This is a genomic window from Sulfitobacter sp. 1A15106 (assembly GCF_043556995.1).
Lineage (GTDB): Bacteria > Pseudomonadota > Alphaproteobacteria > Rhodobacterales > Rhodobacteraceae > Sulfitobacter > Sulfitobacter faviae.
Genome location: NZ_JBIFFM010000006.1, coordinates 119,223 through 138,633, shown reverse-complemented (window position 1 = coordinate 138,633; position 19,411 = coordinate 119,223). Strand labels below are relative to the sequence as shown.

The 19,411-nt window shown below is 63.5% G+C and carries 22 protein-coding genes and 1 tRNA gene; 13 read left to right on the top strand and 10 right to left on the bottom strand.

Going from position 1 to position 19,411, the window contains the following annotated elements; genetic code table 11:
• Positions 1-3: 3 nt before the first annotated feature.
• Positions 4-1,215 carry an MFS transporter gene (locus ACGYKA_RS11205; RefSeq protein ID WP_394409470.1) on the bottom strand — a complete coding sequence of 404 codons (1,212 nt, stop codon included), beginning with the start codon at positions 1,213-1,215 and terminating at the stop codon, positions 4-6.
• A gap of 123 nt (positions 1,216-1,338) precedes the next feature.
• Between ACGYKA_RS11205 and ACGYKA_RS11200 the strand changes: the two genes are divergently transcribed.
• From ACGYKA_RS11200 to ACGYKA_RS11190, 3 genes are read left to right on the top strand one after another with little or no spacing between them, the layout of a single operon-like run.
• Positions 1,339-2,085 (top strand): precorrin-6A/cobalt-precorrin-6A reductase, encoded by a 747-nt coding sequence (locus ACGYKA_RS11200; RefSeq protein ID WP_394409473.1) that lies wholly within the window; start codon positions 1,339-1,341, stop codon positions 2,083-2,085.
• Positions 2,082-2,714, top strand: a complete 633-nt coding sequence (locus ACGYKA_RS11195; RefSeq protein ID WP_394409476.1) for a DNA-3-methyladenine glycosylase family protein — start codon at positions 2,082-2,084, stop codon at positions 2,712-2,714. The genes ACGYKA_RS11200 and ACGYKA_RS11195 overlap by 4 nt, the downstream gene beginning before the upstream one ends.
• Positions 2,711-3,376, top strand: a complete 666-nt coding sequence (locus ACGYKA_RS11190; protein WP_067267442.1) for an alpha/beta hydrolase — start codon at positions 2,711-2,713, stop codon at positions 3,374-3,376. The genes ACGYKA_RS11195 and ACGYKA_RS11190 overlap by 4 nt, the downstream gene beginning before the upstream one ends.
• Here the strand turns inward: ACGYKA_RS11190 and ACGYKA_RS11185 are convergent.
• Positions 3,373-3,816 (bottom strand): VOC family protein, encoded by a 444-nt coding sequence (locus tag ACGYKA_RS11185; RefSeq protein WP_394409479.1) that lies wholly within the window; start codon positions 3,814-3,816, stop codon positions 3,373-3,375. The two genes, ACGYKA_RS11190 and ACGYKA_RS11185, sit on opposite strands and share 4 nt — an antisense overlap.
• A 145-nt stretch (positions 3,817-3,961) precedes the next feature.
• On the opposite strand from ACGYKA_RS11185, the gene ACGYKA_RS11180 reads away from it, so the two are divergent.
• Entirely contained in the window at positions 3,962-4,546 is a 585-nt protein-coding gene (locus ACGYKA_RS11180; protein ID WP_067265843.1) for an HNH endonuclease, read from the top strand.
• Positions 4,547-4,548: 2 nt separating this feature from the next.
• Here ACGYKA_RS11180 and xth read toward each other — a convergent pair whose 3' ends face one another.
• Positions 4,549-5,331 (bottom strand): exodeoxyribonuclease III, encoded by a 783-nt coding sequence (gene xth, locus ACGYKA_RS11175; RefSeq protein ID WP_394409482.1) that lies wholly within the window; start codon positions 5,329-5,331, stop codon positions 4,549-4,551.
• 347 nt (positions 5,332-5,678) lie between these two features.
• Here xth and ACGYKA_RS11170 point away from each other — a divergent pair, with 347 nt between their 5' ends.
• Complete coding sequence (locus ACGYKA_RS11170) at positions 5,679-5,936, top strand: hypothetical protein (protein WP_394409485.1); 258 nt, start codon at positions 5,679-5,681, stop codon at positions 5,934-5,936.
• A 57-nt stretch (positions 5,937-5,993) separates the two neighbouring features.
• Positions 5,994-7,052, top strand: a complete 1,059-nt coding sequence (locus ACGYKA_RS11165) for a DUF6902 family protein (RefSeq protein WP_394409488.1) — start codon at positions 5,994-5,996, stop codon at positions 7,050-7,052.
• 15 nt (positions 7,053-7,067) lie between these two features.
• On the opposite strand, the gene ACGYKA_RS11160 is transcribed toward ACGYKA_RS11165, so the two are convergent.
• Positions 7,068-7,391 carry an iron-sulfur cluster assembly accessory protein gene (locus ACGYKA_RS11160; protein WP_067265985.1) on the bottom strand — a complete coding sequence of 108 codons (324 nt, stop codon included), beginning with the start codon at positions 7,389-7,391 and terminating at the stop codon, positions 7,068-7,070.
• A 96-nt stretch (positions 7,392-7,487) separates the two neighbouring features.
• On the opposite strand from ACGYKA_RS11160, the gene ACGYKA_RS11155 reads away from it, so the two are divergent.
• From ACGYKA_RS11155 to scpB, 7 genes are all read left to right on the top strand, one after another.
• On the top strand, positions 7,488-8,645 hold the full coding sequence (locus ACGYKA_RS11155; protein ID WP_394409491.1) for a deoxyguanosinetriphosphate triphosphohydrolase: 1,158 nt from the start codon (positions 7,488-7,490) through the stop codon (positions 8,643-8,645).
• A 48-nt stretch (positions 8,646-8,693) separates the two neighbouring features.
• Positions 8,694-9,314, top strand: coding sequence for a hypothetical protein (locus tag ACGYKA_RS11150; RefSeq protein WP_394409494.1), 621 nt, complete (start codon positions 8,694-8,696; stop codon positions 9,312-9,314).
• Positions 9,315-9,420: 106 nt separating this feature from the next.
• Complete coding sequence (argS, locus tag ACGYKA_RS11145) at positions 9,421-11,166, top strand: arginine--tRNA ligase (RefSeq protein ID WP_067265857.1); 1,746 nt, start codon at positions 9,421-9,423, stop codon at positions 11,164-11,166.
• Positions 11,167-11,245: 79 nt separating this feature from the next.
• Positions 11,246-12,256 carry an SPOR domain-containing protein gene (locus ACGYKA_RS11140; protein ID WP_394409497.1) on the top strand — a complete coding sequence of 337 codons (1,011 nt, stop codon included), beginning with the start codon at positions 11,246-11,248 and terminating at the stop codon, positions 12,254-12,256.
• Positions 12,256-13,263 carry a beta-N-acetylhexosaminidase gene (nagZ, locus tag ACGYKA_RS11135; protein WP_394409500.1) on the top strand — a complete coding sequence of 336 codons (1,008 nt, stop codon included), beginning with the start codon at positions 12,256-12,258 and terminating at the stop codon, positions 13,261-13,263. Before ACGYKA_RS11140 ends, nagZ begins: the two co-directional genes overlap by 1 nt.
• Positions 13,256-14,050, top strand: a complete 795-nt coding sequence (locus ACGYKA_RS11130; RefSeq protein WP_209217704.1) for a ScpA family protein — start codon at positions 13,256-13,258, stop codon at positions 14,048-14,050. The genes nagZ and ACGYKA_RS11130 overlap by 8 nt, the downstream gene beginning before the upstream one ends.
• Positions 14,051-14,053: 3 nt before the next feature.
• Complete coding sequence (gene scpB, locus ACGYKA_RS11125) at positions 14,054-14,710, top strand: SMC-Scp complex subunit ScpB (protein WP_067265864.1); 657 nt, start codon at positions 14,054-14,056, stop codon at positions 14,708-14,710.
• 14 nt (positions 14,711-14,724) lie between these two features.
• Here scpB and ACGYKA_RS11120 read toward each other — a convergent pair whose 3' ends face one another.
• The 6 genes from ACGYKA_RS11120 to plsX all read right to left on the bottom strand — a co-directional run bounded on the left by ACGYKA_RS11120 (position 14,725) and on the right by plsX (position 19,402).
• Positions 14,725-15,801: a 2'-deoxycytidine 5'-triphosphate deaminase gene (locus ACGYKA_RS11120; RefSeq protein ID WP_394409747.1), complete on the bottom strand. Its 1,077-nt coding sequence runs from the start codon at positions 15,799-15,801 to the stop codon at positions 14,725-14,727.
• Positions 15,802-15,880: 79 nt separating this feature from the next.
• Positions 15,881-15,957: transfer RNA gene (locus tag ACGYKA_RS11115), tRNA-Pro, on the bottom strand.
• A gap of 67 nt (positions 15,958-16,024) precedes the next feature.
• Positions 16,025-16,942 (bottom strand): MerR family transcriptional regulator, encoded by a 918-nt coding sequence (locus ACGYKA_RS11110; protein ID WP_394409503.1) that lies wholly within the window; start codon positions 16,940-16,942, stop codon positions 16,025-16,027.
• A 3-nt stretch (positions 16,943-16,945) separates the two neighbouring features.
• Positions 16,946-17,248, bottom strand: a complete 303-nt coding sequence (gene ihfA, locus ACGYKA_RS11105; protein WP_067265868.1) for an integration host factor subunit alpha — start codon at positions 17,246-17,248, stop codon at positions 16,946-16,948.
• A gap of 109 nt (positions 17,249-17,357) precedes the next feature.
• Entirely contained in the window at positions 17,358-18,329 is a 972-nt protein-coding gene (locus ACGYKA_RS11100) for a beta-ketoacyl-ACP synthase III (protein WP_271687172.1), read from the bottom strand.
• Positions 18,326-19,402, bottom strand: coding sequence for a phosphate acyltransferase PlsX (gene plsX / locus ACGYKA_RS11095; protein ID WP_209217708.1), 1,077 nt, complete (start codon positions 19,400-19,402; stop codon positions 18,326-18,328). Before plsX ends, ACGYKA_RS11100 begins: the two co-directional genes overlap by 4 nt.
• Positions 19,403-19,411: the final 9 nt, after the last annotated feature.

Here is a 19,411-nt window from a genome sequence, read left to right as displayed (position 1 = left end):
CGCTTAGCTCAGCTGCGCCTCTTTGCGGCTGCGCAGTACCAGCCAGATCAGCGACCCACCGGCCAGCACCAAGAAGGGCACCATGGCAAGGTTCACCGCCGCCCAGCCTTCCTGCGCCGTGCCCCCCGAACAGTTCATCAGCCCGCCCGAGGCCAGCGAGGCCACGGTCACGCCGCCGAACACCAGCAAGTCGTTCAGGCCCTGCATCCGCCCGCGCTCATGCGGCTCATGCGCGCCCGCAAGCATGGTGGTGGCCCCGATAAAGCCGAAGTTCCAGCCCAGCCCCAAGAGGATCAGCGCGACAAAGAAGTTGCCCAGTTCCACACCTTGCAACGCCACCACCCCGGCGGCGGCAAGGATCGCGATGCCGAGGCCCATGATCCGCTCAACCCCGAAACGGTTGATCAGATGGCCGGTAAAGAACGAAGGCGCGAACATCGCCAGCACATGGCCGGTGACCACATAGCCCGCGCTGTCTTGGCTATAGCCGCAGCCGACGACAGCCAGCGGGGTCGAGGTCATCACAAGGTTCATCAAGGCATAGGACACCATGGCACAGATCACCGCGACGGCGATGCGCGGCGTGGTCAAAAGCTCCCACCGGCTGCGGCCCTTGGGCGCGTCATGGGCCGGGATCGGCGGTTTCGGAATATCGATGAAGAGAAACAGCAGCGCCCCGATCAAGTTCACCGCCACCACGGCCATATAGGTGCCGAGGAAGGGGACAACGAGGCTCATCGACGTGGCCGTGGCAAGCTGCGGCCCGATGATGGCCGAGACAAGACCACCTGCCATGACATAGGAAATCGCCTTGGGCCGGAAATCATCCGAGGCGGTATCGGCGGCGGCGAACCGGTAGAAGCCCTGCGCCGACATATAGATGCCTGTCAGAAGCGACCCCAGCAGGAAAACCGGAAAGGACGCCAGATAAAGCCCGTAGGCCGCGACCGCGCCGCCCAAGGCACCGCCCGCGGCCCCCAGAAAGAACCCCGCCCGGCGGCCATAGCGCTGCATGATGGCCGAGACCGGCGTGGCCGAAAGCATGGAGCCCAAAACGATCATCGAGATCGGCAGAGTGGCAAGACAGACGTTCGTCGCAAGCGACTGCCCGGCGAGACCGCCGACAAGGAATATCATCGGCATCTGCGCCCCGAGAAAGGCCTGTGCTGCCACCAGCACCGCTACGTTGCGCCGCGCGCGTCTGTCGTCGATCATGTCTGAATTCCTCACTTCCCGCCAAGGGGTAGCCCTGCCCTTGGGTAAGGGCAAGCCCGGCAGCGGTTTTTGCGCCGCCGATCCCGCTTGCGCCCGGCGGCAAGCTCGCCGATGATCGCGCCGATGACCGCCGCCGTTCGCCCTTCGCTGACCCTTCTTCTGCTCGCTGGCACCGCCGAAGCGCGGCAGCTTGCCCGCGCTTTGAGGCAGGCCGGGCACCGGGTCACCGCTTGGCTGACGGAGCCGCCGCGCGGCAACAATCCGATGCCGATGACCTTTGAGATGCGCGATGCCAGGGAAGCCGCGGCGCTGCGGCGCGATATGGCGGGCTTTGATGCGGTGCTCGATCTTAGCCATGGGTTCGATGCGGTGCTGAGCCACGCAGGCTATGCCGCCGCCACGTCTCTGGGCAAACCCTTCGTCAGCTTTTCGCGCCCCCTCTGGCCCTTGGACAACCCGCTGCTGCAATCGGCGCCGGATGTGGCGACAGCCGCCCGTGCCGTGCCACCCACTGCCCGTGCCTTTGCCGCGACCGGATGGGCGAGCTTGCCAGCGTTCCTGCCGTTCAAGGGCGCGTGCCTCATGCTGCGGCAGACGAGCCGCCATGACCGCGCCGCACCCTTTGACTTTGTAGATCTGATCTTTGGCGAGCCGCCGTTCACCATGGAGAGTGAAACGGCATTGTTCCGCGACCTCGGCGTCGACCTGCTGATTTGCCGCAACCTCGGCGGGCAGGCCAGCCGCCCGAAAGTCGATGCCGCCCTGTCGCTCGGCCTGCCGGTGATCCTGATCGATAGACCACCACTGCCAGAGGGCGCGCCCTGTCTGGCCGATCTCGACGCGATGCTCGATTGGGTGGCACAGCTGTGAGCCTCGCGCGTCCGATCACCTGCGACGCCGATGTGGCCGAAGGCGCGGCCTGGCTGGCCGAACGGGAGCCGCGTTTCGCCATGGCGCTGGCCCAGACCGGCCCGCTGCCCCTGCGCCTGCGCCCACCCGGTTTCGCGGGGCTGCTCGACATCATTGTGGGGCAGCAGGTGAGCGTGGCCTCGGCCCGGGCGATCTATACGCGGCTTGTCGCGGCGGGGTTGGATCGGCCCGAAAACGTCCTGCGTGCCGGAGACGAGGGCCTGCGCGCTGCGGGGCTGAGCCGCCCCAAGGCGCGCTATGTATTGGCTTTGGCGGAACGCGATTTCGACTTCGACGCGCTGGACGGGTTGCCTGATGACGCGGCCATCGCCGCGCTGGTCGACATGCCGGGGATCGGGCCATGGACGGCGCAGATCTATGTGATGTTCTGCCTTGGCCGCCGCGATATCTTTCCCAGCGGCGACCTTGCGCTGCAAGAGGCGGCGCGGGGGCTGTTCGATCTGCCTGCCCGTCCCAGCCCGAAAGACCTCTCCGCGATGGCCGCCGCATGGTCACCTTGGCGGTCGGTTGCGGCGCGGCTGCTCTTTGCCTACTACCGGGTGTTGAAACAAAAGGAAGGATTGTCATGACACGGGTTTTGAACGCCGAGCGCCGCGCGCCGGTCTCTGGCACCACACGGTCGGTGGTGGTGTTCTTGCATGGCTATGGCGCGAATGGCGCTGACTTGCTGGGCCTTGCCGATCCGCTGAGCGAGCATTTGCCCGACACGCTTTTCGTCGCTCCCGACGCGCCCGAGGCCTGCGCCGGTGCGCCGATGGGCTATCAGTGGTTCCCGATCCCATGGATCGACGGGTCGTCCGAAGAGGAATCGATGCGCGGGATGATGAGCGCGGTCGAAGACCTCGATGCCTTCCTCGATGCGCTGATGGTCGACGAAGACGTGCTGCCCGAACAGGTCGTGCTCTTCGGCTTTTCCCAAGGCACGATGATGTCGCTGCATGTGGCCCCACGGCGCGAAGATGCCGTGGCGGGGATCGTGGCCTTCTCGGGCCGTCTGCTCAACCCCGAAGCGCTGGCCGAAGAGGCGCAGGTGAAACCGCCGGTGCTGCTGGTTCATGGGGATGCCGATGACGTGGTGCCGCCGCAATCCTTGCCGCAGGCCGCCGAAGCGCTGCAAGAGGCGGGGTGGCAAGACGTTTACGCCCATGTGATGAAGGGCACCGGCCATGGCATCGCGCCCGATGGGCTGAGCGTGGCGCTGGCCTTCATGCGCGACAAACTGGGGCTTTAACCCTTCATCTCGTCCCAAAGCCAGGGTTCGGCGAACTCAACCGAATTGCCAGCGGGGTCGCGCACATAGAGCGAGCGCGCCCCGTTGGGCCAATCAAAACTGGTGTCGATCTCGACCCCGGCGGCCCGCAGCCGCGCCTCCATCGTGGCGATCTCATCGCGTTTCATCGCAAAGCAGACATGCCCCGGGCCGCGCGCCCCATGGGGCGGCACAGGCATTTTCGGATTGCCGGGCGGCTGCGCCGTGGCGGTGGGGTTGAAGACCAGCAAGACCGAAGGGCCGAGCGCAAAGAACATATGCCGGCCCGGCACCTCCTGAAACAGTTTCAGCCCCAGAATGTCGCGGTAAAACCCCCGCGCCGCGTCCAGATCATCGACATAGACGGCGGCTTCGAGCAGGGATTGCGGGGCGGGCGCATCGGGGAGGGGGCTTTTCGACATGCCACAAGGTTAACAAACTCTGCCCATCTGTCACGCCTCTGTCGTAATCTTTGGGCAAAACCGGCGACATCTAGTGGTTCACCTTTGTCTTGCCAGAGAGAAACCGCGGGATATAGTGACTAAAACGGGCAGAGGACGCGACCAGATGGACGGCGATTTCAGGACCGAATTTACCCGCCACCCGGCGGCGCTCAAACACCACCCCGCGCTGGTGCTCAACGCGGATTACCGACCTTTATCCTATTACCCGCTGTCGCTTTGGCCATGGCAGGAGGCGGTAAAGGCCAAATGGCTCGACCGGGTCGAGATCGTCGCCGAATATGACGAGGTGGTGCGCAGCCCCTCTACGGTGATCAGGATCCCCTCGGTTGTCGTTCTCAAAGACTATGTCAAACCTCAAAAGCGCGTGGCCTTCACGCGCTTTAATCTATTTCTGAGGGATGAATTCCGATGCCAATACTGCGGCGCGAAGGGCGATCTGACCTTTGACCATGTGGTGCCCCGTGCTGCGGGTGGGGTGACCAGTTGGCAAAACGTGGTCGCCGCCTGTAGCCCTTGCAACCTGCGCAAAGGCTCGCGGCCCCTGCACCGCACGGGGCTTGCCCTGCGCAAACCGCCGCGGCAACCCGCCGCCGAAGAGCTGCGCAACATGGGCCGCAAATTCCCGCCCGGCCATCTGCATGAAAGCTGGATGGATTTTCTCTATTGGGATGCCGAACTAGAGGCCTGACTTCAGATATCCAGTTCGACCCAGATGGGCACGTGATCCGACGGCTTGTCGCGCCCGCGCACATCGCGGTCGATTTGGCAATCACGCAGCCGGTCGGCCACGGTGGGGGACAGGAGGAAGTGGTCGATGCGGATGCCGTTGTTGCGGTTCCACGCACCCGCCTGATAATCCCAGAAGGAGTAATGCCCCGGCCCTTGGGTGCGCGCCCGGAAGGCGTCCGTAAGGCCAAAGTTCACCAGCCGTCGCCATGCGGCGCGGGACTCGGGGCGGAAGAGGGCATCTTCGCGCCAGCTATCGGGTTTGGCGGCGTCTTCGGCCTGCGGGATGATGTTGTAATCCCCCGCCATAAGGAAGGGCGTTTCCTCGGCCAGCAGCGTTTCAGCACGGGCTTGCAGCCGCGCCATCCACGCGAGTTTATAGTCATATTTTGGCCCCGGCGCCGGGTTGCCGTTGGGCAGGTAGAGCCCGCAGACCCGCAGCGCCATATCGTCGCCCACAACCGTTGCTTCGATCCAGCGTGCCTGATCATCGGCATCATCGCCCGGCAGGCCGCGGGTCACATCCTCAAGCGGGAGTTTCGACAGGATCGCCACGCCGTTAAAAGACTTCTGCCCGTGGGTTTCGACGTTATAGCCGCGCTCTTCGAGCATTTCGCGGGGGAAGGCCTCATCCACCGACTTGATCTCTTGCAGCACGACAACGTCCGGCTGCGCCTCGTCTAGCCAATCGGGAAGGGCCGCCGCGCGGGCCTTGATACCGTTGATGTTGAAACTCGCGATTTTCATATCCGGCCCTCTTTCGACGTCCGACTGCTATCGCGCAATTGGCGTCGCGGAGCAAGGGGAAGGCTTGCGCGCTTAAGGTGATTCTCTGATCCGATTTCTCGCTATTGTAGAAGTTCGGCAAGTGGGTTGCCCGTATTGTCTCGATCCTGCCCTGTGGGCAGCATTTCTTTTTCTCCACAGGGCGCAAGAGAAATCGAGAATTAAGGCGAAACTGTGGCGCGACCTTAATGTGGATAAGTGTTTCAGTACAATGCGTTAGCCGAAAAATGCTTGGATCGACACGCATAACGTGCGTCAGTCGAAGAACTACATCTTTAAATTGCAAAACCCTTTGAAAGGACCTCACGATGACCGCTCTTTTTGCACGCGACTTTGCCCCAGTAACAGCCCCTCAGACAGAGGACAATCCAATGGCGCTCGGCGCCGGTGTTGGCCTTTTCACCACCGGCCTCAACCGTGGGGGCGGTGACATGTTGTTGGGCGAAGGGGTCGAGATCTTCACCACTGGGTTACAGCAGGACGGCAGCAGCATCACGCAAGGCGGCGGCGTCGGCCTGTTCAACACTGGCCTCGCCCCGGCTGAGGTGCTGCCCTTCAGTGGCTGAAGCCCTTTCAAGCGGGCGGCTTTGTCGCCCGCCGTTCCCCCTGTCGGAGGCCATGCGATGACCAATGTTGTTCTGCTCAGATCTGACGAAAGCCAAGACCCGGCCATTCAAAGGGCCCGGCTGATCCAAGCCTTCGCAGAAGGGCGTCGCGCGCAGGGGGATGTTTTTTGGCTGAAGGAAAACGCCGAACTGCTCGGGGCGCTGGCCAGCACGGGGGCCACGCTCGACACCGCGGCGCTTCAGCCGCTCACGGCCTTCCATCGGGGCTGCCGGAACCTGCTGCGCGATTTTCCTCAGTATTACCGTTTCATCCTGTCGATTTGTCTCGATCTCGAAGACCTCGGTTTGCCTCGGCACTACGGCGCGGCCCTTTGCGCCAAGGTTGCGCGGGCAGGGCTGGAGGGGGCGGAGCTGTCGGATCTGCAACGGGCCGAGGCACGCCGTCTGCTGCGCCGTCGGGGTGTGGGGCCGCGGGTGGAGGACGGGGCGCTCGGTCAACGGTTGCGCGATTTTATCGCCCGCAGTGCCACCTTCGCCATGCCCAATCGGAAGGCGGCCTATGAGTTGACCCATATCGTTTTCTATCTGTCGGACTATGGCCGCCGGAGCCCGGACATGCCTAAGGCGGCGCTGAAAAGCCTGCATTTCACGGGGCTGCTGGCCTTTCTCGATCAAGATATGGACCTGCTGGCCGAGGTCTGCGCCGCGTTGCGTTTTGCCGGGCACGCTCTCAGCCCCCTATGGGAGGATGCCATTGCCGCCAGCCACCGTACCATGCGGGTCTACGCAGACGAAGGCGCGCCTTTGCAGGACGAATACCACGAATGGCTCGTCACCGGCTGGGCCATGCAGATTGCGGGCAGCCCGATGCGATCCACCGATATCCCAAAAGGCGCATTGCGTTTTCACAAAGGCCGAAAGGGGGCAGGGGCCCTGCGCCCGCTGGCGGCCTGCCTCAACGACATGGGCGCAAAGCGCCTGGCCGACTGGGGGCAGATGCGCCCGCATGTGCTGTCGTATCTTTGCGCGGAAAGCCACGCGACCCTGCTGCACGCCGAACGCGCTGGGCCGTATTTCGAAGAGTTCTTCGAGGGGTTCGCCCGGGCGCGCGCCTAAGCGCGCCCGAAAGACTTACATCGAAAAGGACGTGCCGCAGCCGCAGGCCGCTGTCGCGTTCGGGTTCTCGATGGTGAAACGCGCGCCGATTAACTCTTCAGTAAAATCAATCACGGCGTCGGCCAGAAACGGCAGGGAGACGCTATCGACCACCACCTTCTGACCACTGCCTTCGAGCACGAGGTCATCTTCGGCGGGCTCGTCCAGCGCGATGTCGTATTGAAAGCCCGAGCAGCCGCCGCCTTCGACAGCGATGCGCAGGGCCTTGCCTTCGTCAGCGGCCCCGATCTCGGCGAGGCGTTCAAAGGCGCGGGGGGTGACTTTGGGGGGCAGGTTCATCTGCGGGCTCCGATGCATCGGTTTTCTTTCGCGTTCCTCTAACATATAGAAAGTACAAGGACAGGTCACAAGGACCGCGAGAGAGGACCAGCCGCGATGCGCGCAGAATTCGCCTCTGATCCGGACACCGCCAAGGGACGGTTGGTGCCGGAAGAGGAAAGCACTTTTCGCTCCTGTTATCAGCGGGATCGGGACCGGATCATTCATGCCTCTGCCTTTCGGCGGCTCAAACATAAGACGCAGGTCTTTGTGGAGCATGAGGGCGACTATTTCCGCACCCGTCTGACCCATTCCATCGAAGTGGCGCAGGTCGCGCGGACTATCGCAGGTGCGCTGCGTCTGAATGGCGAGCTGACCGAGGCGGTGGCGCTGGCCCATGATCTGGGCCACACGCCCTTTGGCCACACCGGCGAAGATGCGCTGCACAAGCTGATGGAACCCTACGGCGGCTTCGATCACAACGCGCAGGCGATCAAGATCGTCACCACGCTGGAGCGGCACTATGCCGAATTCGATGGGCTAAACCTGACGTGGGACACGCTGGAAGGCATCGCGAAACACAACGGGCCGGTGACGGACGATGTGCCCCATGCGCTGGCCGATTACAACGCGCGGCACGATCTGGAACTGCACACCCATGCCAGCGCCGAGGCGCAGGTCGCCGCGCTCTCCGATGACATCGCCTATAACAACCACGATCTGCACGACGGTCTGCGCGCAGGGCTGTTCACCGAAAGTGAGATTGCCGAACTGCCCATGGTCGGCCCCGCCTACGCCGAGGTTGACCGGCTCTACCCCGAGACCGACAGCTACCGTCGCCGTCACGAGGCGCTGCGGCGGGTCTTTGGGGTGATGGTCGGCGATGTGATCGAAACCTCGGCCAAACTGCTGAAAGACTCGGGGGCGAAATCCCCTGACGACATCCGCCATCTGGGCCGCCCGGTGATCCGTTTTTCAGACCCCGTCTGGCAAGACCTACGCGAGATCCGCAAGTTTCTTTTCACCCGCATGTATCGCGCCCCCTCGGTGATGGAGAATCGCGAGAAGGTGACCAAGGTGGTCGAGGACCTGTTCCCGCTGTTCCTGTCCCAGCCCAGCCTCTTGCCGCGCCATTGGGCGGCGGTGATCGAGGCGGCAGAGGATGAAACCGCGCTGGCGCGGATGGTGTCTGATTACATTGCGGGCATGACCGACCGTTTCGCCTTGCAAGAACACGCGCGTCTCTTCGACAGCGACCTGCGCAGCTTCCGCTAGGCTTCGCGGCATGGTAGTCTTCTTTTGATGATCCATAGGTGAGATGACATGATACAAACCCCCGTTCTGCCGGAAAGTCTGGCCGGTGACGCGACATTCGCGATCCTCTCGGCGGGGCAAGCGCCGGGGCCTGCGGTGGCCAAACGCGCGGCAGAACTGGGGGCGGAAGTCGTGGCGATGGACCGCGACCCTACGGTCCTGGCGCGGTTGATGAGCCAATCGACAGAACGTGTCGAAGCGCTGGCGCTGGCCGGCGATCTTGTCGCGCGGTTTGAGCCGTTGCACCGCAATTGGGGCGGCACGCCGCTGCATATGGTGCTAAACCTGATGCCGCTCGACCCCGACGATTGCTGCAAAGGCACGGATGCGCAGATCCGCGGGCTTTCGGCCATGATGCGTGCCTTGGGCCGGGGTCTGGTGGCCGGGCAGGGGGCGGTGGTGACCGTTCTGCCGCGGCCAAGCCAACCCTTGGCGCTTGCCGGGCATGCCATGATCGGTGCGTTTGAAGCGGCCAATGCGGCGCTCGACAAGGTGTTCGGGCCGCGGGGGCTGCGCTTCCATCTCATCACCGTGCCCGAGGGGCAGGCAGAGCTTGCAGCGGAAAGCGCGCTGTTCCTCGGCTCCGAAGCGGGTCGACGGCTCCGATCTGGGCGTTTGGACCTCGGCTGAACGCGCCGCTTCAAACGCCACTCCCCAACTTGGGCCGCGACGGCCCGACGCTTGATTGACTGCACCCCCGCACATGATAAACGGGCGGGGAACAAGGATACCCGACATGAACCTATTTGCCGAAATTCGCCATCTCATCATTGCGACGCTGGAACAGATGGTCGCGCAGGAAGCCCTGCCTGCGACCCTGAACTTTGACCCGATCACCGCTGAGCCGCCGCGTGACGCGGCCCATGGCGACATGGCCACCAATGCCGCGATGGTGCTGGCCAAACCTGCGGGCATGAAGCCGCGCGACATCGCCGAAGCACTGGCCGCGCAATTGCAAAACGATCCGCGCATCACCTCCGCCGAAGTGGCGGGGCCGGGCTTCATCAACCTGCGCCTTGCGCCTTCGGTCTGGCAGAACGTGGCCCGTCAGGTGCTGAGCCAAGGCACCGACTTTGGCCGCGCGATCCTTGGCGCCGGTCAGCGGGTGAACGTTGAATATGTCTCGGCCAACCCGACGGGGCCGCTGCATGTGGGCCACACCCGCGGCGCGGTCTTTGGCGATGCGCTGGCCAGCCTGCTGGACTTCGCGGGCTATGACGTGACGCGGGAATACTACATCAACGACGGCGGTGCGCAGGTCGATGTGCTCGCCCGGTCGGTCTATCTGCGCTACCTCGAAGCCAATGGCAAAGAGGTGGCCTTCCCTGATGGCACCTATCCCGGCGACTATCTGATCCCGTTGGGCGAAGCGCTGGCCAAGATGTACGGCGACAAGCTGGTCGATCAGCCGGAAAGCGAATGGCTGGACGATATCCGCGAATTCGCCACCGATGCGATGATGAACCTCATTCGCGACGATCTGGCGGCACTGGGTGTCGAGATGGACGTCTTCTATAGCGAAAAATCGCTCTATGGCACGGGTCAGATCGAAGCGGCCATCGCCTCGCTCGAAGCCAAAGGGTTGATCTACGAAGGCGTGTTGGAGCCGCCGAAGGGTAAGAAGCCCGACGATTGGGAACCGCGCGAACAGACCCTGTTCAAATCTACCGAACATGGCGACGATGTCGACCGCCCGGTCAAGAAGTCCGACGGGTCTTGGACCTATTTTGCCCCCGATATCGCTTATCACTATGACAAGGTCAGCCGTGATTTCGACATGCTCATCGACGTCTTTGGCGCGGATCATGGCGGCTATGTCAAACGGATGAAAGCGGCTGTCTCGGCGCTCAGCGACGGGCATGTGCCGCTCGACATCAAGCTGACGCAACTGGTGAAGCTTTTCAAAAACGGCGAGCCGTTCAAGATGTCCAAACGGGCAGGGACCTTTGTGACCCTGCGCGATGTTGTCGATCAGGTTGGCCCCGACGTGACGCGCTTTGTCATGCTGACGCGCAAGAACGACGCGATGCTCGACTTCGATTTCGACAAAGTGCTGGAGCAAAGCCGCGAGAACCCGGTCTTTTATGTGCAATACGCCCATGCGCGGGTCGCGTCGATCCTGCGCAAAGCCGAAGAGGCGGGGATCGAGGTGGCGGATGCCACGCTGCTGGACGCGGACCTGTCTAAGCTCGACCACGAGGCCGAGATCGGCCTGCTGCGCAAGCTTGCCGAATGGCCCCGTCTGGTCGAGACTGCCGCGCGCAGCAATGAGCCGCACCGGGTGGCCTTCTACCTCTATGAATTGGCCTCCGACTTCCACAGCCTCTACCACTTGGGCCGGTCCGAAGACGGCTTGCGTGCGTTGCAAGAAGGGGACGCGGCCACGTCGCAGGCAAAAATCGCGCTGTCGCGTGCCGTTGCGATTGTAATTGCGGCGGGTCTTGGTATTCTCGGGGTCACACCGGCGCAGGAGATGCGGTAACCGCACCAGCGCGCCGAAAACAGGCAACCCCATGACCAGACCCGCGTGGCGATGTATCACGCCGGGCAAAGAGGCAGAGATGGCAGATTTTACGTCTTCCCCGACGACGGCGGGCTATGCGCCCGATTCCGCGCATAGCTACGCAGTGGGCAGCGCGCCCAAGACCCTGACAACGCTCACAAATATTGCGGGCGCCGTGGTGTCCTTGGCGCTGGTGGCGGGGATCGGTGTTTGGGGCTACAAACTGCTTGTGCGTGACGTGACCGGCATCCCGGTGGTCCGCGCGATCGAAGGTGAGATGCGCGTGCGCCCCGAAGAGCCGGGTGGCGAATTGGCCCGGCATCAGGGGCTTTCGGTCAATGTGGTCGCCGCCGAAGGCAGCGCCGGGCGCCCGGCGGATGAGCTGCGTCTCGCGCCGCGCCAGATCGAACTGCAAGACGAAGACCAGCCCGTCAAAGTGGCAATGGTTGCCGCAAAGACACAAGGTAACGCGACGCCAGCCGTGGCGCGTGAGGATGACGGCGACCTGATCGACGCCTCCGAAGCGATCCGCTCGGGCAATGTGCAAGACCTCGTCGCGCAACTGACCAATGGCGTGGCCCCACTCACCGGTGAGGAGGCCGCCGCTGGCGATCCTGTCGATGCCGCCGTGGCGATGGCGCTGGCCGATACCTCCGTGCAACCCAAGGTGGTCAAGGCCGTGCTGAACGCGCCCGGCGTGCGCAACTCCCTGCGTCCGCGCCGCCGTCCGACGGGCGGTGCCGTGGTGACACCCGCCGCCGTGCAAGCTAATCCAGTGGCCGCCGCCACCCAAGAAGTCGATCCCGCATCGCTGCCCGCCGGCACCCGCATGGCCCAGCTTGGCGCCTTTGACAGCCCCGAGGTCGCGCGCGAACAATGGGACCGTTTGCAGAGCCGTTTCGGTGCCTATCTCGAAGGCAAGAGCCGCGTCGTGCAAAAGGCCACCAGCGGCGGGCGGGTCTTCTACCGCCTGCGTGCCATGGGCTTTAACGACATCGCCGACGCGCGCCGCTTCTGCTCGGCCCTCGTGGCTGAAAACGCGGATTGCATCCCGGTGGTGATGCGCTGATGCGCCCCTTCGGGGCCACGATCCTCGACGCGACGGGCCATCGGCTCAGCGTCGAGGAAAAGGCGTTCTTTCGGGACGTGCGGCCCTTTGGCTTTATCCTCTTCGCCCGCAACATCGACAGCCCCGACCAACTCCGCGCGCTCTGCGAAGAGATGCGCGAGGCGGCGGGGCATGACGCCGTCATCACCATCGACCAAGAGGGCGGCCGCGTGCAGCGCATGCGCGCGCCCCACTGGCGCGATTGGCTGCCGCCGATGGACCTCGCCGCCCGCACCGGCGATCAAGCGCGCCAAGCCTTCTACTTGATGTACCGGATCATCGCCCATGAGCTGCACAGTGTCGGGATCGACAGTAACTGCGCCCCGCTGATCGATGTGGCCGGGCCGGACACCCACCGTTTTCTGCGCAATCGCTGCTACGGCGAAACGCCGGGGCAGGTGGCCGAGATTGGCCGCGCCGTGGCGGATGCGCTACTGGCCGGAGGGGTCTTGCCGGTGATGAAGCACATGCCCGGCCATGGCCGCGCGACGCTTGACAGCCACCACGATCTGCCCCGGGTAGCGGCCCGCCGGATCGATCTGGAGGCGGTCGATTTCGCCCCCTTCCGCAGCCTCCGCGACCTGCCGATGGGGATGACCGCGCATCTGGTCTATGACGCGCTGGACAATGCCCCGGCGACCCTGTCGCCCGAGGTGATGCGGCTGATCCGGGAAGAGATCGGCTTCGACAACCTCGTGATGACCGACGACATCTCGATGAAAGCGCTGCAAATGACCCCGGCGGAAAGCACCCGCGCCGCCATCGCGGCGGGCTGTGACGTGGCACTTTTCTGCAATGGCCCGCTCGAAGAGCGCCGCGCCGTGGCCGAAGCCGCGGGCGAGATGACCCCCGCCGCCCAGACCCGCGCCCTGCGCGCGATGGATGCGCGGCAAACCCCCGATGACGTTGACATCGACGCCCTCAGCGCCCAGCTTGAGACGCTTCTGGGCGGGACATTGCATGGCTGACACGACATTTCAGGAAGACCGGGGCGGGGCGGGCAGCACCGTGGCCGACCGGCTGGCCGCCGAAGCCTTCATCATCGATGTCGAAGGGTATGAAGGTCCGCTTGACCTGCTGCTGTCGCTGAGCCGCACGCAAAAGGTCGATCTGCGCAAGATCTCGGTGCTGCAACTGGCGCGGCAGTATCTGGCCTTTGTCGAACGGGCCAAGGAGTTGCGGCTGGAACTGGCGGCGGATTACCTCGTCATGGCGGCGTGGTTGGCTTTCCTGAAGTCGCGTCTGCTGCTGCCTCCAGACCCGACCGAAGAGGGCCCATCGGGCGAGGAAATGGCCGCGCATCTGGCCTTCCAACTGGAACGTTTGCAAGCCATGCGCGACGCCGCCGCGCGTCTGATGGCGCGGGATCAGCTTGGCCGGGACTTCTTTGCCCGCGGCCAGACCCAAGAGATCACCAGCGTCAAAAAGGTCACTTATACCGCGACCCTGTTGGACCTGATGCAGGGCTATGCGCGCACCCGCACGCGAGAGGATTTTCGCCCCTTCGTGATGGACCGCGACAAGGTCTTCACCATGGAGGAGGCGCTGGACCGCATGCGGGGGCTGATCGGCTATGCGGGCGATTGGGGCGATCTGAACAGCTACCTGCCCGAAGGTTGGGAGAGCGACCCGGAACGACGCCGCTCGGCCACGGCGGCGACCTTTGCCGCCTCTTTGCAACTGGTCAAAGAGGGGCATATGGAGATCCGGCAGAAAGAGATTTTCGCCCCCATCCAACTGCGCAAGAAGGATTGATGCGTGTCGGAAGAGATTGAAACGAAAGAAAAGAAACTGTTCGACGCGCCCTCGCTCGCCGAGCAGGAGCGTATGATCGAAGCCGTGCTTTTCGCCAGTTCCGAGCCGATCACCCTGCGCGAACTCGAAGAGCGTTTGCCGCGCGGCTCAGACGTGGGCGAGGCGATGGCCTTCCTTCGGCACCGGTATCAGGGGCGCGGCGTGCAGGTGATGAAAGTCGGCGATGCCTATGCCTTTCGCACCGCGCCGGACCTTGGTTTCCTGATGCATAAGGAAACGGTCGAGACCCGTAAGCTCAGCCGCGCGGCGATCGAGACTTTGGCGATCATCGCCTATCACCAGCCCGTCACCCGTGCCGAGATCGAAGAGATTCGCGGCGTATCGGTGTCGCGGGGCACGGTGGATCAGTTGCTTGAGATGGAGTGGATCCGTTTTGGCCGCCGCAAGATGACCCCGGGCCGTCCGGTGACCTTTGTCGTCACGCAGGAGTTTCTGGATCACTTCGGTTTGGAAAGCGCGCGGGATCTGCCGGGGCTGAAAGAGCTGCGCTCTGCCGGGCTGTTGGAGAACCGTCCGCCCGCCGGTCTGTTGCCCACCGTCGGCGATGGCGAGGACGAGCCGGAAGCGACCGAAGGGCAGAGCGAGCTGTTCGAGGATTGACCGGCGCCGCGTCTTTACGCGGTGCGGAAATGCTTCGACAGTTTCAGCCCCTGACCTTGGTAGTTCGACGCGATGTCGGCGCCGTAAAGCTGGCTGGGGATCTGCGCCATATGCTCATAGACCAAACGGCCCACGACTTGCCCATGCTCCAGCACAAAGGGGGCCTCGTGACAGCGCACCTCTAGCACCCCGCGTGAGCCTGCGCCGCCCGCCTCGGCATGGCCAAAGCCCGGATCGAAGAAGCCCGCGTAATGCACGCGGAACTCTCCGACCATCGCCAAATAGGGTGCCATTTCAGCGGCATAGGCAGGCGGGATCGTCACCGCTTCGCGGCTGACGAGGATATAGAAGGCGCCGGGGTCGAGGATGATTTGACCGTTAGTGCTATGCACCTCTTCCCAATAGGCGGCGGGATCGTAATGGCCAATCTTGTCGAGGTCGATCACCCCGGTATGCGGCTTCGCGCGGTAACCGACGAGGCTGGTGCCGGGCAGCCGTAGATCGACGGAGAAGCCCAAGCCCTCATCGATCACGGCGGTCCCGTCAACGAGCGGTGTCTTATCGTGCAGCGCGCGCAGCGCGTCGTCGTCGAGGGTCGCATCCCCGCTGCCGAAACGAATCTGATTGAGCCGCATCCCGGGCCGCACCAGCACCGAGAAAGAGCGCGGGCAGATCTCGGCGTAGAGCGGGCCAGTGTAGCCCGGCGCAATGCGGTCGAATTCGGTGCCACCATCGGTGATGGTGCGGGTCAGCAGGTCGAGCCGCCCGGTGGAGCTTTTGGCATTCGCCACGGCAGAGACACCCTCGGGCAGCGCCAACTGCTCCATCAGTGGCACCACATAGACACAACCCTTTTCCAGTACGGCCCCTTCGCTGAGGTCGACGCGGTGCATCTCAAATTCCGCTAGACGATCCGAGACCTTGGCCCCATGCCCGGCAAGGAAAGACGCGCGGACGCGATAGGCGACGCTGCCGAGGCGGAGGTCAAGACTGGCGGGCTGGATCTGGGCAGAGGTGACCGCGGGATCGGCGGCAATGGCGCCGCTTTCGATCATCGCTGCAATCTGCTGGTTGGGGAGCACCCCGTTCATCGCATTGGGCATCGGGCGCGGCCTTCTTAGATGACAAAGGCCCGCGCGTTACCGGCGCGGGCCTTTTGTTGTAGTCGGTTGGTCGGGCTAGCAGGACTCGAACCTGCGACCTTCCGTCCCCCAGACGGACGCGCTACCAGGCTGCGCCATAGCCCGACTACGTGGGCTTCATACCCGATCTCGCAGGGGGTGCAAGAGGGAATTGCCAATCTTTTCATCGGGATTAGAAATTTGTTTCCGCGCCGGCTTCTTCGGCCATGCGCGCGCGCAATTCGGCCAGATCCAACAGCAGACCGGCGACCTGCGGTTGCACGTCACGGGGCAGGCGATGGACACGCGCCCCCACGCTGAGCAGCCCCGGACGGGCGGGGAAATCGGCTTCTGGGGTGAAATCGGGAAGGTCGATGATCGCGGGTTTCGGCCTGTCGTCCTCGGGGTCTTCCGCCTCGGCTTCAGCGGGGGCGGGCGAAACCTCAGCGGTCTCCTCCGGCTCAGCCGCCAGCGGGCGCTTGAGGAACTCGGGCAGGCCGGTCTCTGATGCAGGTTCCGGCGCGGGTTCTTCTTCGGGCTCAGCTTCGGACGCAGGGAGTTGCGGCGCATCGGGCGTGGCGCTGTCAGAAGGGGCCAGCGGATCGGGCGTGGCCCGTGGGTGATCGTCGGCGGGCGGCATGGGCGAGGGGCGCTGTGCTGCCGCGGGGGCGGGTTCTTCCAGCTCTGCTGTCGTCTCCTGCCGCGTGTCGACCGTCTCAGCGCTCGCCTCATCCCCGCGCGCTTCCGTCTTCGCACCGAAGTTCAGAACCACACCGGTCTCAGGCCGGATGATGTCCGGCTTCGGCGCAGGGCGCGGCTCCACGAAATCCAACTCATCAAGCGGGGCGGAGAGGGAGGAGACATGGGTCATCCCTTCCTCACGCAGGATCTTCTGAACGCCTTTGATGGTCAGCCCATCGTCATGCAGCAACTTCTTGATTCCGCCAAGCAGCAGCATATCGGCGGGGCGGTAATAGCGCCGCCCGCCAGCCCGTTTGATGGGTTTCACTTGGGTGAACTTACTCTCCCAAAACCGCAGAACATGGGCTTGGATACCGAGCCAGTCAGCGACTTCGGAGATGGTGCGAAAAGCGTCCGGCGATTTGACCATGGGTCAGGACTTGTTGCCTTCGGCAACCCGGTCTTTCATCAGATGCGAGGGGCGGAAGGTCAGCACCCGGCGCGGGTTGATCGGAACCTCTTCGCCGGTTTTCGGATTACGGCCCACACGCGCGGTCTTGTCGCGTACTGAAAAAGTGCCGAAAGAGGAAATCTTGACCTGTTCCCCGTCGACCAGAGCGTCGGACATATGCTCAAGCACGGCTTCGACCAGCTGAGCACTCTCATTGCGAGAAAGACCGACCTCACGAAATACAGCTTCGCTTAAATCCATGCGCGTCAATGTCTTGTTCGGCATTATATCCCCCATGCTTTCCAATAGCATATGCTGCTCAGATTTTTAGAGTCAACATCAATGCCCGGATCGAGCACGATTCGGCAGAGATTTTCCGCGTTAGCTCAGGGACTTACCAGCGCAGGACAACAGAGCCCCAAGCCAGACCGCCGCCAATGGCTTCGGTGACGATCAGATCGCCCTTGTTGATCTGACCACGCTCACGGCCCACCGACAGCGCCAGCGGGATCGAGGCGGCAGAGGTGTTGCCATGGTCCTGTACGGTCACGACAACGCGCGCCATCGGCAGGTTCAGTTTCTTCGCGGTGCCTTGGATGATGCGGATGTTGGCCTGATGCGGCACGATCCAATCGACGTCTTCGGCGCTGACGCCGGCACGCTCCATGGCGGTATTGGCCGTGGCGGCCAGCTTTTCGACCGCGTGGCGGAACACCTGATTGCCCTGCATCCGCAGATAGCCTGTGGTGCCGGTGCTGACGCCACCATCGACGTAGAGCAACTCGCGGTAGCGCCCGTCGGAATTCAGGTCGGTCGCGAGGATCCCACGATCCTCAGGCGTGCCTTGCCCTTCTTGCGCCTCGAGCAGCAGCGCGCCCGCGCCGTCGCCGAAAAGCACACAGGTCGACCGGTCGGTCCAGTCCATGATGCGGCTGAAAGTCTCGGCCCCGATCACCAGCACATTGCGCGCCTGACCGGAAACGATAAGCGCATTGGCGTTCGCCAGCGCATAGACAAAGCCCGCGCAGACCGCTTGCACGTCAAAGGCGAAACCATTGGTCATGCCCAGTTCGGCCTGCACCATTGTCGCGGCCGACGGGAAGGTCAGGTCGGGTGTGGAGGTGGCCACGACGATCGCGTCAACATCAGAGACATCGCGCCCTGCGTCTTCGAGCGCCTTGCGCGCGGCGGCGCTGGCCATGGAAGAGGTCGTTTCACCTTCAGCGGCGAAGTGGCGGCGTTCGATGCCCGAGCGCGAGCGGATCCATTCGTCATTCGTGTCGAGGGTCGCTTCAAATTCGGCATTTTCCACGACACGGGCGGGCAGGTAGTGGCCACAACCAGTGACAACGGCGCGCAGGCTCATTTGACGGACTCCTCAGCTGGCAGCGTCGCGGCGACGCGAGCGGCTAGCTTGTCATTGAATTTATTCTGCGACAACTGCGCGGCGAGTTTGATCGCAGCGGAGATGCCGGTCGCATCGGCGGAGCCGTGCGATTTCACCACTGTGCCGTTCAGACCCAGAAAGACGCCGCCGTTCACACGGCGCGGGTCGATCTTTTTGCTGAGACGGCGCAGAGAGGTATAGGCCAGCAGCGAGGCGAGCCGCGACAGGGGCGAGTATTTGAACGCTTCGCGCAGCCGGTCGCCGATCATGCTGGCCGTGCCTTCGCCGGTCTTGATCGCGACATTGCCGGTGAACCCATCGGTCACGATGACATCGGCGCGATTGCCCGAGATATCGCCACCCTCGACGAAACCGACGAATTCAAACCCGGTGGCATCGCCTTGGGCGCGAATCAAATCATAGGCTTCTTTGAGTTCGGTGCGGCCCTTATGCTCTTCGGTGCCGACATTCAGCAGTCCCACGCGGGGGCGCTGCAAATCCATACCGTTGCGGGCATAGGAGGTGCCCATCAGCGCGAAACGCAACAGATCATCGGCGTCGGCGCGCACATCGGCGCCCACGTCGAGCATCACGTTAAAACCCTGCGGGTTGGAAGAGGGGTAGAGCACGGCAATTGCAGGGCGATTCACGCCCGGCAATTTGCGCAGCCGTATCATCGACATCGCCATCAGCGCGCCGGTATTGCCGCAAGAGACAGCCACAGCCGCCTCTCCGCTGCGCACGGATTCGATGGCAGACCACATGGAACTGTCTTTGCCGGTGCGCACGACTTGGCTGGGCTTGTCGTCCATCGTGACGACATCCGTGGCGTGACGTATCTCGCAACGGCCCGACAACTCACCACGTTTGGCGATCAAAGGCTCCAACTGATCACGGGGACCATGCAGGATAAAACCGATATCGGGATTTGCTGTCGCAGAAAGCGCACACCCGGCAACAACTGCTGCCGGGCCTTCGTCACCCCCCATCGCGTCGACCGAGATCAGGGTGTGTCCGGCTTTCGCGTTGGGGTGATCGGGCTGGGCCGTCATCAGTGCGAA